We start from the raw sequence: 14845 nt of genomic DNA, 5'->3' as shown, positions 1-14845 counted from the left end.
AATATTATTTTCTGCATACGAAAAATACTCTTTCACAATCTTCTTCAGGTTGTTCAAAAGTAAAATCTCCATAAACCTTAACATCAGAAAAACCTGCTTCTTCAAGCATATCTAGGATTTCCTCTTCTGTGTAAGCTCTTTGTAAATGTCTTTCTTCGTGTTTGTCATATTTTCCATCTTCGTCTGCAACAAAAAATGTTAATTCCATCTCAACTAAGTTTTGTTCATCATCGAAGTAGTTTTGCCACATATATGATACACCATCTCTGTTTTCTCCGTACATATTATCTCCTAATACTGTAGATAATTTGTAGAATGAGCTGATGTCAAAAATAAATATACCTTCTTGTTTTAGTAGTTCATATGTTTTAGAAAATACATTCATTAAATCTTCGTCGTAAGTTATATAATTAAATCCATCGCAAGCGCATAAAACACAATCTAAATTTGTAACATCGAAATCAAGTTCTGCTATATCTTGTTCTAGTAAAACTAAATCTATACCTTGTTTTTCACCTTTACTTCTTGCTACGTTAAGCATTTCGTCAGAAATATCTATACCTGCTATATCGTAGTTTTTCTTAGCTAGTGGTATTGTTATATTACCAGTTCCACAAGCTAACTCCAAGATGTTTTTTACTTCTGCATTTTCGTTTTTAATTATTTGTTCTATATAGTTTACCCAACCATCATAATCAACATCGTCCATAAGTTCATCATAGACGAATGCAAAATCTCTATACTGATCCATCCTCGCTATCGTTCCCCTTGTTTTCTTCTTCTTGTTTTTTTAGTTTTTTCTTGCGGGCTGTAAGCATTCCGCCAATTTTACCTGCTTCTTTTGCAGTAAGGCCTGCCCAGCCTCTTTCGCTTACTTTGTCGATTAATCCTAATTCTGATGCTATCTCATATTTCATTATATCATTGTCTGTCAATGGTTTATCTTTCTTGCTGCTATTTTTTTTAGTTTTCTCACATTTATATATTAATTCAGCGCTTAATTGCGTATTAGTTTTTTTATTTTCCATATTTAACACTCCTTCTATATTTAGGAGTATTGCCATATTAAAGCCTTTTATACATAAATTCATAAAAATAAGATGACTTCTAAATCGATAAAAGCCATCTTATATAAAAAATATCTCACTTAAATTTTCCTATTATAATTCCGAATCTTAGCTTACACTTTCTCGATTACTTGATTGTGTTTCATCATCTTTCATCTTAGAAAATATACTCGCTATTATTGCCCCCGATATATTATGCCATACACTGAAGATTGCCCCTGGTACTGTTGCCATTGCTAAATTTGGAAAAGCTGTCGTCGCTAAACTTGATGCAAGACCTGAGTTTTGCATTCCAACTTCTATAGCTATAGTTTTTCTTTGACTTAAATTTAATCCTAACATCTTAGCTATTGTGTAACCAAGTGCATATCCTCCACAGTTGTGTAGTATAACTACTGCAAATACTACTAATCCTGTTGTAAGTATTTTTGCTGAGTTTGCTGATACAACTGCTGCAACTATCATTACTATAGCTGTAACTGATATTAATGGAAGTACCTTTTTTACATTTGAAGTAAATTTGTAGAATAATTTGTTAACTATAAATCCAAGACCTATTGGTACTATAACAACTTGTATTATTGAGAAAAACATACTAAATGCATCTATATCTACAGTTGTTCTTAATAATAAATATGTTATTGCTGGTGTTAATATTGGTGCTAGTATTGTTGAAACGCTAGTCATTCCAACAGATAATGCTACGTCTCCTTGTGCTAAGAAACTCATTACATTAGAAGATGTTCCCCCTGGGCATGTACCAACTAATACTAAACCTACTAATAATGCGTCGTCTATTTTAAATAATTTCCCCAATACAAATGCTAATAACGGCATTATTGTAAATTGTGATAAGCATCCTATGATAACATTTTTAGGTTGTTTAAATACTATTACAAAGTCATCTGGTTTTATCGTAAGCCCCATACCAAACATAACCACCATTAATAAGTAATTTACCCAAGATGTCTTAACCCATGATAATGAAGTAGGTACAAATAGCGCCATTGCAGCTATAACTAATACTATAATTGCCATATACTTTCCTACAAAGTCGCTTATTTTTTCTAATGTTTTCATTGTTTATTCCCCCTTTTTAAATATATATAATCAAAATATCCCCGATTTTGATTCCCCTGATAAAGAATATCTACCTTTGTCTTAAGCTCCCCCAAGCTAAAAACATTATGAGGTAATATTTTCCTTGTTCAAGTATTACATAATACTAATACTTTTGTCATATGATGTCAAGGTATTTTAGAGAAATTTATGAAAAAACTGAAAATTTTCATTCTTCGTAAAAAACTATATGTTTTTTTATATAAAAAAGGTCTGTTATGGTATTTTTTCGATTAATTTTGATTGAAATATTTTTGTGTTGCCTCAGCTATACTCTTCATCATCTTTTCTTGATAAGATGTCTGTGACATTTTTTGATCTTCTTCTGGATTAGACATATATCCCATTTCAACTAGCACAGCCGGTACTTCCGACCAGTTAAATCCTGTTAAATCACTTCTTTGGTATATATTATTCACTTTAAATCCAGCTTGTCTCATGCTAGCCATCATAATCTCTGCACATTCGTTGCTCTTTGGATAAATCTTGCTCGTATATTGACCGTTTTGTGCTGGAATATGAAGTGATGCCCCACTTACAGATTGGTCTTCTGAACCATCAGCATGAATTCTAATTACTAAATCTGCATTATTTTCATTTGCAAAAGTTGCTCTTTCTGAATTTGTAATATTTACGTCGTTAGTTTCCCTAGTCATTATTACCTTAAATCCCATTTGTTCTAAATAGCTTTTTAAAATTTTTGATGCACTTAATGTCAATTCATATTCTGGAATATTTGTAGATACACCTTGTGTACCCCATGACACCTTAAACTTAGTTTCAGATGAACCTGGTCCTACTGGCTCTTGGCTCATATCTCCCTTTGCTTGATGACCTGGGTCTATACAAATTACATATTGTCCAGTTTTATTTTGTGAATTATCATTATCAGTTATTTGACTTTGTTGTGGATTACTTTGTGAGTTGTTATTATCTTGTGAATTATTCCCCGCTGAATTTTCTTGATTATTTTGTAAAGACTGTTGCGATGAATTATTTTGATTTGATATAACTTCATTGTCACTTGATTGGTTGGAGTTTGAACAACCAAAACTTATCATTGATATAATAAGTATCCCTAATAGTATTAATGATTTTTTTCTCATTTTTCCCTCCTTATAATCATAAAAATTTCCCCTGTTACATATAATTATAAATGTTAAAAGTTTTTTAATCAATTTTATTAAAGAGCATTTTACGATTCTATTAGTGATTCCAATGTTTTTTTGTTTTTTCCCTTTTATTTCTACGATTTAAACTCTATAATAATAATAGAAACAAAATTGCTTTTCAAACTTGGTTGAGGGACTTCGAAAATAATATATACGGAGGAATCAATGATGAAATTCAATTATAAATCAAAAACATCGTTGTATCCTGAATTTGGGTGGAGTGAGGAATTAAATTTCAAACAAATACAGGAGGTATACTGCCATGGATTTTGATAAACTTAACGAATCAGTAGAAAGATTAATCAAAAACTTAGAATTTATTCAATCATTAGAGGAAGAAGGTATTCCAATGAGTGATGATCATAAGGACATGATTCTAAGAAATGTCGATTCAATAACAGATATAAGCGACGACGATTATAAAGCAGGATTATTATTTGACATTAGATAAAAAAATTCGCTTCGCTCATAGCGCCAACGACTTCGTCCGTTGCTTAAAATTCGCTTCGCTCATAGCGCCAACGAATCGAAGATTCCGTTGCTTTAGTGAATAGTTTGGAAATTATATATTATCCACAAACCAGATAATATATAATTTCCTTAGAATTTAAAAAATCAGTTTACATCTAAACGGTGTAAACTGATTTTTATTATAAATCTATATTTAATTTTATAGAAAATAAGTTTAACCTATAATAATTTATTCTATTGAACCTTTAAATTTAAGTAGTTTCACATAAGTTTTTATAGCATCTAACATAATATCTTCGTTAAAGTCGAATCTTAAACTATGTAGACCATTAACAAATCCCTTCTCTTCATTTCTGGCTCCTTGCATAAAGAAAAGCCCTGGCACTTCTCTTTGATAATAAGAGAAGTCTTCTGAAATCATAAGAGGTTCAGTTTTTGTTATTTTTTCTTTTCCAACTGCCTCCACAAATTCATTAAATAGATTTTCATCATTATTTACTGCAATATATCCATCTTCTATTTTTACATTTACTTTACAGTTATATGCTATTTCAAATCCTTTTGCAAATTCAAAAAGTCTTTTCTTCATTGTGTCATAAATTTCTGGATTAAAACATCTCATTGTTCCTTCTAACTTGACATTCTCTGCAATTATATTTCTTATAGAACCTGCTGCCATTTTTCCAAATGTAAGAACAGCACCTTCCATAGGATTTAGATTTCTCGAAACAATACTTTGGACAGAAGTAACAAAATTAGCCCCTATAACTATTCCGTCTATTGTATTTTGCGGAATAGCTCCATGACCACTTTTTCCGATTATTTCAACATCTATCTCACCATTTTGTGCCATTAAGTACCCAGCTTTGCATCCTATATACCCTTCTGGAAAATCTGGATGAATATGAAGACCATATACCTCATCTACATTGTACTTTTTAAATATGCCCACTTTCATTAGTGGCTCTGCTCCACCTGTGTCTTCTTCTGCTGGTTGGAATACAAAAACTATATTATCATTTAAGTTTTCTTTGTTGTCCATTATATATTCCAAAAATCCTAAAAGAATACTCATATGTCCATCATGACCACATAGATGTTGAGCGCCGTTTTCTGTTGGAAGTGCATCAATATCTGCTCTAAAAGCTATAGTTTTTTTAGGATTATTCCCCTTAATTATTCCTACTGTTGCTGTTTCTAAAGGAGTTTCATATCGTATACCTAGTTTGTCTAAATAATCTCTTATATATTTAGCTGTATTGAATTCTTCATGAGAAAGTTCTGCTAATTTGTGTAGATTTGTTCTATGTTGTTTTACTATTTTATCTATATATGATATGTCTTTCATTTAATTTCCCCCTAATTTAACTTTATATTTTAACTACTAAATCTCTCCCTAAATTTATATATTTTTATAATTACAATTATGTATAATTTAATAGTTTTAATTTTTAGATAATTTTATTATATACAATTTTAATAAATTGTCCAATTATTTATGCTCATAATCTCTTTTTCATAATATATAAAAATTCACTACGTTCATAACGCCAACGACTTCGTCCGTTGCTTAAAATTCACTGCGTTCATAACGCCAACGAAGATATAAAAAAGAGATGTTACTTTTATTTAACATCTCTTTAGATTAATTTTTATAATGTGATAAATATTAAATTTTATAAGTTGTAATTTATTGTATTTAGTCATTTTCTACAGGAAGTATTATTATAAATTCGCTCCCTACTCCAACTTCACTTTCTACATATATATCTCCTCCATGAAGTGATATAAGTTGTTTAGATATTGTAAGTCCTAAACCACTCCCTCCCTTAACTTCAGAGTTATTTTCTACAACTTGGTTAAATCTATTAAATATTAATTTTTTATTTTCTTCACTAATACCTATACCATTATCTTTTACCGATATTTTAACTTTATCACCTAAATCACTTACTATAACTTGGATTAATCCACCTTTTGGAGTAAATTTAGCAGCATTTCCAACTAAGTTTATGATACATCTTTCTATTTCTGTTTTATCACATGAAATAATCTTTTCTTCTATATCTGTATCAAAAATTAATTCAAGACCCTTTTCTTCTATATAGTCTTTCATATCCATAACGTTTTCTTCTACTAGATAAACTATATTTGTTTTTTCTTTAGTCAGTATGTAGCTATTATTTTCAATTTTTGTATTGTCGATTATATTGTTAATTAAATTTAATAATCTAGAAGTATTTCTCTCCATTATATCCATATAATAAGATAGCTTTTTAGGAGTTATAAATACATCTTTATTGCAAAAATCTTTTATTAATTGATTAATACCATTTAATACATTTAACGGTGTTCTAAGCTCATGAGATAAGTTGATAAAGTAATTATTTTTATTTTGTTCTAGTGTTAGTACCTTTTTGAATAATAATTCATTTTCGTCCATTTTTAATTTTAAATCATTAGTTTTTTCATTTATCAATCTATCTAACTTTCTTACTTTATATTTATTTATAAGTATCAAAATTATTATTGATAGTAAATATAAGCATATTGCGTATTTACTTTTCCAAAACGGATATTTAATAGTAAACTTAATTACAGTTTCTTCTCCTATTACTCCATGTTGGCTCTTAGCTTTTATTCTCAATGTATAATCTCCAGGACTTAAATTGGCAAATATAATTGAATTATTTTTGGTTGTACTCCACTCTTTTTCATCTCCATCTAATTTATAATAATATTGAGTTGTCTTTGTATTTACATAATCATCTGTAAAATAGCTTATTTTTATATTATTTTCATTATATTTAAATTTAGTATTTGATATATCTTTTTTATTTAATCCATTTACTTCAAAATTATCAACTATAATATTAGGTTTAAATTTAGATATATGTATTTTATTAGGATTAAAAACATTAAATCCATTTATACCACCAAAGTACATATTGTCAGTACTAGCTTTAAAACAAGATCTTCCATTAAACTCATTAGATTGAAGTCCATCTGTTATAGTAAAGTTCTCAAATATACCTTCTTCAGCACAAAGTCTTGATACTCCACCATTTGTACTCATCCATATGTTGTTTTTATCATCAACTAATATTCCATATACAGTATTATTTATAAGACCATCTTTTTCAGTATAACTTCTAAATGTATCTGTATTAGAATTAAGAATATTTAGTCCATAGCTTGTTCCAACTAATATGTTTCCCTTTAGGTCTTCAGTTATAAATCTTATACAGTCATTACTTATACTATTTTCGTCATTTTCAATATGTTTATATATTTTATATGATTTAGCCTTTGGATTAATTTTTATTAACCCTCCCTCTAGAAAGCAACCGATATAATAATTTCCCTTTGAATCTTCATAAACAGCTCTAATAAATTTATCTGATACTCCCATTTCATCAAAAATATATGTAATATCTCTAAGCTCGTTATCTGAATACAATGCCAAGCCCTTATTAGTTCCTATCCACAACTGTCCTTTAGAATCTACAAACAAAGATCTTATTTTATTTGATGGCAATCCATCTTTTTCTGTATAATTTGTTATAGTATAATTTTCACTACTTTTATCTAAAACGGATAAACCGTCATTTGTTCCTATAAATATTTTTTCTTTATATCCTGTTATATCTTGTATTGCATTACTACATAATTTACTATTTCCTGTATTTAAATACTCAACTGCTTTCCCATTCATGATATTTATACCATCTTCACTCGTTCCCATCCATACTAAATTATCATCATCTTTGTATATCCCTTGAATTACATCTCCACTTATGCTATTACTGTCTTCTTTGTCAGACTTGTAATGTTGGAATTTAGTATTAGGATTAAATGCAGATATTCCCCTATATGTCCCCACCCATATAAGACCACTTCTATCTTTGAATAAACAAAATATTGAGTTATCTACTAAAGTATTGCTTTCGTACGCCTTTTTACTATATCTTACGAATTCCTCTGTTTCATAATTAAATAAACAAAGGCCTTTATCTGTTCCAATCCAAAGCTCATTCTTTGAATTATTTATTACATCTCTTACAGTGTTACTTGGTAGAGAAAACTTACTTTCACTACTTTTATAATTCTTTATACTTTTATCATTTAAATTTATTCTAAATAAACCTTTATCTACAGTACAAACCCATAGATTCTTATTTAAGTCTTCATACAAGTTATATATTTCACTTTCTCCAATCGAATCTTGATAAGAATTTACTAATTTTAAATTTTTATCTAATTCAACTAAACCTTTGTCAGTACCGACCCATATATGGCCATTAGAATCTTCTTTTAGAGAATATATAAACTGACTTGGAAGTTCATCTTCATCAGATAAAACTCTATCAAAACTATCTTTCTCTTGGTTATATAAATTAAGTCCATTTACACTTGAAACTAAAAATTTATCTTCTGAAGTATAAATTATCTGCCATAAATTTTCATCAGATAAATTTCCATTATTTTTATCAGATGAATAATTCTTTATCTCATCATTATCTGTATCTATTCTACTAAGTCCATTTATAGTTGATATCCATATATACCCGTCTTTATCTTCCATAATATCAACAATATAATTATTAGCTATTGAGTTTTTATCATTTTTATTATATTTATATTGTTTAAACTCATAGCCATTATATCTATCAAGACCATCATTAGTACCTATCCATATATATCCTTTACTATCTTGATATATAGTTTCTACAGTAGATTGAGATAAACCATCTTCACTCATAATATTTTTAAAATTATAATTTTCACTTATATTCGCGTAACTCGTACTAATATTAATACAAGAAAATATACACGCCATCACTAATATCTTTTTTATATATTTATTTTTTATCATAGCCCACCTTTTTTAAGTACTTTATAATAAATTATAAAATTTGCCTTTTATAGTTTTGTGCTACTTTAGTATATATTAATTTAATATATTATACCAAGTAGAATTTTATTTTTAAGGAAGGTAATATTTTCTTAGAAGGATTTATGTATAAGATTTGCTTCGCTCATGCGCCAACGAATCGAAGATTCCGTTGCTTAAAATTCACTGTGTTCATATCGCCAACGACTTCGTCCGTTGCTCAAATAAAAAAACTACACCTAGATAAAATATCTAGATGTAGTTTCTTTATATATTTATTATTAATTTTTTATTATGCTTCGTTATCGTCGAATTCTCCGCTTTCTTCGTATAATAAAGCGATTCCACCTTGAGCTGTTTCTTTGTATTTATCCATCATGTCTCTACCAGTTTCGTCCATTATTTTAACTATTTGGTCGAATTTAACGTGGTGAACACCATCAGATAATAATGCATAGTTAGCAGCATCTAACGCTCTTTGTGCTCCCATTGCATTTCTTTCTATACATGGTATTTGAACATATCCGTAAGCTGGGTCACAAGTCATACCTAAGTGATGCTCTAAACCTATTTCTGCAGCGTATTCTATTTTTCTAAGAGCTGCACCTTTCATGAATGCTGCCGCTGCTGCTGCCATTGCACATGCAACACCAACTTCACCTTGACATCCTACTTCTGCACCTGAAACTGATGCATTTTTCTTAACAGCTATACCTATTAAACCTGCTACAGCAAGACCTTCTTCTACAGCTTCATCATCGAATCCATAGAAATCTTGCATTGTGAATAATACAGCTGGTAATACACCTGCAGATCCACAAGTTGGAGCAGTAACTATTTCAAATCCTGATGCATTTTGCTCAGATACAGCTAAAGCGTATGCATATATCATTGAAGAAAGTTGTTTGTTAACTTTATATTGTCTGAAGAAAGTTCTAGCTCTTCTAGCTAATTTTAATTTTCCTGGAATAACATCTGTAGCTTTTAAACCATCGTTTAATGATTGTCTCATAGTTATTCTTATTTGTCTTAAGTAATCCATTATATCTTCATCGTCGAATTCTTTTACGTAGTCAACGAAGTTTTTGTGGTTTTCTCTACACCATTCTATAATGTCTTCTATGTTGTCGTGTGGGTAAACACTTGCAGAAGAATGTCCTCTTTTACCTTCTTCAGCTAAAGAACCTCCACCGATTGAGAATACAGTCCATTCATCTTCTACATTTCCGTCTTTATCTAAAGCTTCTAATTTCATTCCGTTAGTATGGAATTCTTTTACTACTTCTGGTTGCCATACTATTTCTACATGTTTAGGCTCTAAAGTTTTTATTATTATATAGTCAGTTAAGTGACCTTTTCCTGTAGCTGCTAAACTTCCGTATAAGTGCGCTCTGAAGCTTGCTGCATTAGGGTTTTTTTCGTTGAATATTCTTGCTGCTCTTTGTGGTCCCATAGTGTGTGAACTTGATGGTCCAGGACCTATTTTATAAAGCTCTTTTAATGATTCCATTAAATTTTCCTCCTAATAAAAAATTAATTATTTTTGTATGTTAAACTTTTAATAATATCTGATAATAATAGTTGTATATGATAATTATTGTTTGTCATTTTTAATAAATTAATCATATATCAGAAAATCATTATTCCAAACATTTTCCTAAGGCATATTTTTATGCTAAAGCTTTTAGAAGAAATTTTTTAAGCATTTATATTAATAAATGCCTACTTTTTCTGCTTGATAAAAATCCTTACGCATAACATTATACATATTTCTTTAAATAAATCATATACTTATTGTTAATTTCTATTATTTTACAGTAATGGTAATTTTTTTAAACCTAAATATACTTTTTACTTTATTATTTTAACCCAAAAAAATGTTTTCCGCCACACTTTTCATTATTTTTTAAATTTTTTAACTTTTTATAACAATTCGGTTGATTTTTCCATAATTTTGTAATAACATTAATTCATAACAACTTATTAAAAATCAAAAACAATTAACTAACCTAAGTAGAGGCGCAATGATTATCAGTAAGTAATAGTAGCTGGCAAGTGTAGATAATTACTGAAAGGATGATTTGCCGAAGTTTATATCTTGGCGAAGGTATATGCTGGGGTCATGTATAAGATACATGAGACTGTCACTTATCTAAGTGGGGGGCTACAGGTTTACTTTGATTTGTGTTAGCAACGTACAAAGTATTCCTTTGTGCGTTTTTTAATATCAAAATCTACTTTTGCAGTATCCATTTATATATATACCCTCCCCTTACTTTTATATCTCTATTTGGGAAGTAATCATGATTAGATACAAAATACAATAAATTATATGAGGTGATATAAAATGAAAAAAGTTAATGTAGCAGTAGTTGGTGCTACTGGTATGGTAGGGAGAACTTTCTTAAAAGTTCTTGAAGAAAGACAATTTCCAATAGAAAATATATATTTTTTCTCTTCTAAAAAATCTGCTGGTTCAACAATAACTTTTGCAGGAAAAGATTACACAGTTGAAGAATTAACTGAAACTGCTTTTGATGGAAAAAATATTCAAATAGCATTATTCTCTGCTGGTGGAGCTACTAGTGAAAAATTTGCTCCAATAGTTGCATCAAAAGGCATAATAGTTGTAGATAACTCAGCTCAATGGAGAATGGATCCAGACGTTCCACTTATAGTACCAGAAGTTAACCCAGAAGCTATAAAAGAAATAAAAAAAGGTATAATAGCTAATCCTAACTGCTCTACTATACAAGCTATGGTTCCACTAAAACCTTTATATGAAAAATACGGTTTAAAAAGAATTGTATTCTCTACTTATCAAGCTGTTTCTGGTTCAGGAGTTAGAGGTGTTAAGGATTTAGAAGACGGAATTGCTGGAAAACCAAATCAATTCTATCCTCATCCAATAGCGTATAACTGTTTACCACATATAGATGTATTTATGGATAATGGTTATACAAAAGAAGAAATGAAAATGATAAATGAAACTAAAAAAATATTTAATGATGATAGCATAAAAGTTACTGCTACTACTGTTAGAGTTCCTGTTAGAGGTGCTCACAGTGAATCAATCAACGTTGAATTTAATAAACCTTTTGAGCTTGAAGATGTTGTTGAAGCAATCAAAAACGCTGAAGGTGTTGTATTAGTTGATAATCCAGCTAAAGATGAATACCCTCTTGCTGTAGATGCTGAAGGACATGATGAAGTTTTTGTTGGTAGAATAAGAAGAGACTTTAGTGTTGATAATGGTATCAACTTATGGGTAGTTGCTGACAATATAAGAAAAGGGGCTGCTACAAATGCAGTACAAATAGCTGAATTATTAGTAAAAAATGATTTAGTTTAATCTGACAAAATAACTTATTTATAAACTCAATAAAATAAATGTTTAACAGTTTCACAACTTAGTAAACAAAACTTAATTAGTATTAATAAAATAATTTTTAAAAATGATTATGATATAAAAAGGGGAGATATATATGATATTTACAGGTTCTGCAGTTGCATTAGTTACACCATTTAATAAAGATAACACACCAAATTTTGAAAAAATTAAAGAGTTAGTTGAATACCACATTGCTAACGGAACAGATGCCATAGTTGCTACTGGTACTACTGGTGAAGCTAGTACTATGACTGATGAAGAACAACTAGATGTTATTAAATGTATCGTCGATACAGTAAATAAAAGAATACCAGTTATCGCTGGTGCTAGTACAAACGATACTAGACATTCTCTTAGTTTAGCAAAAGGTGCTCAAGATATGGGAGCTGATGCTTTATTAATAATCACACCATATTATAACAAAGCTAATAGAACTGGTCTTAAAGCTCACTTCAAAGCAATAGCTGATGCTGTTGATTTACCAATAATTTTATACAACGTTCCTTCTAGAACAGGAGTTAATATTGCTCCAGATTTAGTTGCTGAACTTGCTAACGAATGTGAAAACATAGTTGCTATAAAAGAAGCTAGCGGTGATATAGCTCAAGTTGCTGAAGTTGCTAGATTAGTTCCAGATGATTTTGCAATCTATTCTGGAAATGACGACTCTATCACTCCATTATTATCATTAGGTGGTAGCGGAGTTATATCTGTTTTAGCAAATGTTTGTCCACAACAAACTCATGATTTAGTTGCAAAATTCTTAGACGGTGATGTTAAAGGTTCTTGCAAAATACAATTAGATTTAAAAGCTCTTATTGATGCTTTATTTATAGAAGTAAATCCAGTTCCAGTTAAAACAGCATTAAACTTATTAGGATTTGAAGTTGGTCACTTAAGATTACCACTTGGTGAAATGAATCCGAAAAACTTAGAAGTATTAAAACAAGAATTAATAAATGCTGGTCTTGATGTTAAACAAACTGCTGAACTTGGAGTAAAATAGATCGAAGCTTAATTTTGACAGGGAAGAATATAAATAATTTATTATTCTTCCTTGAAATAAATCAAACTTAATTAGGGGGTATAACATTGAAAGTTATAATAAACGGATACAGCGGAACAATGGGTCAAGTATTGACAAAATGCGTATTAGATGATGAAGAACTTCAACTTGTTGCCGGTGTTAGTCCAAAACACCATGATGTTAATAATCAATTTAACACTTACTCAAGTTTTGCCGAAGTAAAAGAAGATGCAGATGTGGTTATAGACTTCTCTAACCCACTTGCACTAGATGATATATTAGATTATTGTCTAAAAACAAAAACTCCTGTAGTTCTTGCAACTACTGGATACAATGATGAGGAAATGGAAAAAATCCATCAAGCTTCTAAACAAATTCCTGTCTTCTTATCATTCAATATGTCACTTGGAGTAAGTATCTTACTTAAATTAGTAAAAGAAGCTGCCAAAAATTTAAACAACTTTGATATAGAAATAATAGAAAAACATCACAACAAAAAAGTAGACTCTCCTAGCGGTACTGCTGTAATGATTGCAAATGCTGTTAAGGAAATAAGAGAACAATCTGAATTTATTTATGGCAGACATGGTCGTACAGGAAAAAGACAACAAAACGAAGTCGGAATACATGCTGTAAGAGGTGGAACTATAGTCGGTGAACATAGCGCTATCTTTGCTGGAAACGACGAAATATTAGAAATAAATCACTCAGCTCGTTCTAAAAATGTATTTGCTGAAGGCGCTATAGCTGCAGCAAAATACTTAGTAAATCAACAACCTGGTTTCTATAATATGGACGATATGTTAGGCTAAAATTTATATTAATATATTAATTAATATAAATGTAAATATATTTAACCTATACTTACACTAAGAATAATATAAAATTTTAAGGAGATTGAAATGTTAGATTTAAACGATGCTTATGCAATTGCAAAATATATAAAAGACGCAGAAAAACAAACACCAGTTAAAATTTATGTTTCTACTACTGCTGAGATAGCAAAATCTGAAAACTTCAAAGTTTTCGGAAACAACGGAGAATATACTTTAATAGGGGACTACAAAACTATAATGGATGCTATCGCTCCTATAAAAGCTCAAATAACAGATATGTATGTTGAAAATACAGCTAGAAATTCTGCCATTCCAATGATAGATATGTTAAATATCGATGCCAGAATCGAGCCAGGCGCTATAATAAGAGACATGGTTACAATAGAAAAAAATGCTGTCGTAATGATGGGTGCTGTTATAAATATAGGCGCTGTTATAGGCGAAGGTACTATGGTAGATATGAACGCTGTTGTCGGCGCTAGAGGAATATTAGGTAAAAATGTACACCTAGGCGCTTGCTCAGTTGTTGCAGGTGTTCTTGAACCACCTTCAGCAACTCCAGTTATAGTTGAAGATGACGTTGTTATCGGCGCTAACTGTGTAATCCTAGAAGGCGTAAGAATCGGTAAAGGTGCAGTCGTAGCTGCTGGTTCAGTAGTTACAAAAGACGTTGAACCAGGTGCTGTTGTTGCAGGTTCACCAGCAAAAGTAGTTAAAATGAAAGACGAAAAAACTGCTGGTAAAACTCAATTAATGGATGATTTAAGAGGATAATTAATAATAAAATATAAAAATAGAGTGGATATCTTCTCCACTCTATTTTTTATGTCCTTATATATTTTCTATTATACTTCTATTTATTTTTATA

At 29.9% G+C, this 14845-nt stretch carries 12 protein-coding genes and 1 riboswitch; of the genes, 5 read left to right on the top strand and 7 right to left on the bottom strand.

Translation table 11 applies throughout. From position 1 onward, the window contains the following. Window positions 1-4 precede the first annotated feature (4 nt). From RDX53_RS00950 to RDX53_RS00935, 4 genes are all read right to left on the bottom strand, one after another. A complete protein-coding gene (locus tag RDX53_RS00950) occupies window positions 5-751 on the bottom strand; it encodes a class I SAM-dependent methyltransferase (RefSeq protein WP_195929204.1) in 747 nt (248 codons plus the stop codon). Then, window positions 738-917 carry a small, acid-soluble spore protein, alpha/beta type gene (locus tag RDX53_RS14100; RefSeq protein WP_243269531.1) on the bottom strand — a complete coding sequence of 60 codons (180 nt, stop codon included), beginning with the start codon at window positions 915-917 and terminating at the stop codon, window positions 738-740. The genes RDX53_RS00950 and RDX53_RS14100 overlap by 14 nt, the downstream gene beginning before the upstream one ends. A gap of 258 nt (window positions 918-1175) precedes the next feature. After that, window positions 1176-2147 carry a bile acid:sodium symporter family protein gene (locus RDX53_RS00940; RefSeq protein WP_195929202.1) on the bottom strand — a complete coding sequence of 324 codons (972 nt, stop codon included), beginning with the start codon at window positions 2145-2147 and terminating at the stop codon, window positions 1176-1178. 272 nt (window positions 2148-2419) lie between these two features. Further along, complete coding sequence (locus tag RDX53_RS00935; RefSeq protein WP_195929200.1) at window positions 2420-3292, bottom strand: N-acetylmuramoyl-L-alanine amidase; 873 nt, start codon at window positions 3290-3292, stop codon at window positions 2420-2422. A 328-nt stretch (window positions 3293-3620) separates the two neighbouring features. Between RDX53_RS00935 and RDX53_RS00930 the strand changes: the two genes are divergently transcribed. Further along, window positions 3621-3809, top strand: a complete 189-nt coding sequence (locus tag RDX53_RS00930; RefSeq protein WP_307993525.1) for a hypothetical protein — start codon at window positions 3621-3623, stop codon at window positions 3807-3809. A 249-nt stretch (window positions 3810-4058) separates the two neighbouring features. Here the strand turns inward: RDX53_RS00930 and RDX53_RS00925 are convergent, their stop codons facing one another. The 3 genes from RDX53_RS00925 to RDX53_RS00915 form a co-directional block, all read right to left on the bottom strand. Next, complete coding sequence (locus RDX53_RS00925; protein WP_195929196.1) at window positions 4059-5177, bottom strand: amidohydrolase; 1119 nt, start codon at window positions 5175-5177, stop codon at window positions 4059-4061. Between the two features lie 351 nt (window positions 5178-5528). Further along, on the bottom strand, window positions 5529-8591 hold the full coding sequence (locus tag RDX53_RS00920; RefSeq protein ID WP_295575873.1) for a two-component regulator propeller domain-containing protein: 3063 nt from the start codon (window positions 8589-8591) through the stop codon (window positions 5529-5531). Between the two features lie 424 nt (window positions 8592-9015). Beyond that, window positions 9016-10233, bottom strand: a complete 1218-nt coding sequence (locus RDX53_RS00915) for an L-serine ammonia-lyase, iron-sulfur-dependent, subunit alpha (protein ID WP_195929192.1) — start codon at window positions 10231-10233, stop codon at window positions 9016-9018. A gap of 496 nt (window positions 10234-10729) precedes the next feature. After that, a riboswitch (Lysine riboswitch) is annotated at window positions 10730-10898 on the top strand. A gap of 172 nt (window positions 10899-11070) precedes the next feature. Between RDX53_RS00915 and RDX53_RS00910 the strand changes: the two genes are divergently transcribed. From RDX53_RS00910 to dapD, 4 genes are all read left to right on the top strand, one after another. Further along, a complete protein-coding gene (locus RDX53_RS00910; protein ID WP_195929190.1) occupies window positions 11071-12075 on the top strand; it encodes an aspartate-semialdehyde dehydrogenase in 1005 nt (334 codons plus the stop codon). A 133-nt stretch (window positions 12076-12208) separates the two neighbouring features. Next, window positions 12209-13120, top strand: coding sequence for a 4-hydroxy-tetrahydrodipicolinate synthase (gene dapA / locus RDX53_RS00905; RefSeq protein WP_307993524.1), 912 nt, complete (start codon window positions 12209-12211; stop codon window positions 13118-13120). Between the two features lie 86 nt (window positions 13121-13206). Next, a complete protein-coding gene (gene dapB / locus RDX53_RS00900; RefSeq protein ID WP_295575863.1) occupies window positions 13207-13953 on the top strand; it encodes a 4-hydroxy-tetrahydrodipicolinate reductase in 747 nt (248 codons plus the stop codon). 90 nt (window positions 13954-14043) lie between these two features. Continuing rightward, a complete protein-coding gene (dapD, locus tag RDX53_RS00895) occupies window positions 14044-14751 on the top strand; it encodes a 2,3,4,5-tetrahydropyridine-2,6-dicarboxylate N-acetyltransferase (RefSeq protein WP_295575860.1) in 708 nt (235 codons plus the stop codon). Window positions 14752-14845 lie beyond the last annotated feature (94 nt).

This window comes from uncultured Intestinibacter sp., from assembly GCF_902468165.1.
Lineage (GTDB): Bacteria > Bacillota > Clostridia > Peptostreptococcales > Peptostreptococcaceae > Intestinibacter.
The sequence above is the reverse complement of the archived record's forward strand: the minus strand, read 5'-3'. Positions and strand labels throughout refer to the sequence as shown.

Bases quoted from the DNA above. Each gene is read 5' to 3' on its own strand.
- RDX53_RS00950 (WP_195929204.1), bottom strand. From the start codon at position 751: ATGGATCAGTATAGAGATTTTGCATTCGTCTATGATGAACTTATGGAC.
- RDX53_RS14100 (WP_243269531.1), bottom strand. From the start codon at position 917: ATGAAATATGAGATAGCATCAGAATTAGGATTAATCGACAAAGTAAGC.
- RDX53_RS00940 (WP_195929202.1), bottom strand. From the start codon at position 2,147: ATGAAAACATTAGAAAAAATAAGCGACTTTGTAGGAAAGTATATGGCA.
- RDX53_RS00935 (WP_195929200.1), bottom strand. From the start codon at position 3,292: ATGAGAAAAAAATCATTAATACTATTAGGGATACTTATTATATCAATG.
- RDX53_RS00930 (WP_307993525.1), top strand. From the start codon at position 3,621: ATGGATTTTGATAAACTTAACGAATCAGTAGAAAGATTAATCAAAAAC.
- RDX53_RS00925 (WP_195929196.1), bottom strand. From the start codon at position 5,177: ATGAAAGACATATCATATATAGATAAAATAGTAAAACAACATAGAACA.
- RDX53_RS00920 (WP_295575873.1), bottom strand. From the start codon at position 8,591: ATGAGTGAAGATGGTTTATCTCAATCTACTGTAGAAACTATATATCAA.
- RDX53_RS00915 (WP_195929192.1), bottom strand. From the start codon at position 10,233: ATGGAATCATTAAAAGAGCTTTATAAAATAGGTCCTGGACCATCAAGT.
- RDX53_RS00910 (WP_195929190.1), top strand. From the start codon at position 11,071: ATGAAAAAAGTTAATGTAGCAGTAGTTGGTGCTACTGGTATGGTAGGG.
- dapA (WP_307993524.1), top strand. From the start codon at position 12,209: ATGATATTTACAGGTTCTGCAGTTGCATTAGTTACACCATTTAATAAA.
- dapD (WP_295575860.1), top strand. From the start codon at position 14,044: ATGTTAGATTTAAACGATGCTTATGCAATTGCAAAATATATAAAAGAC.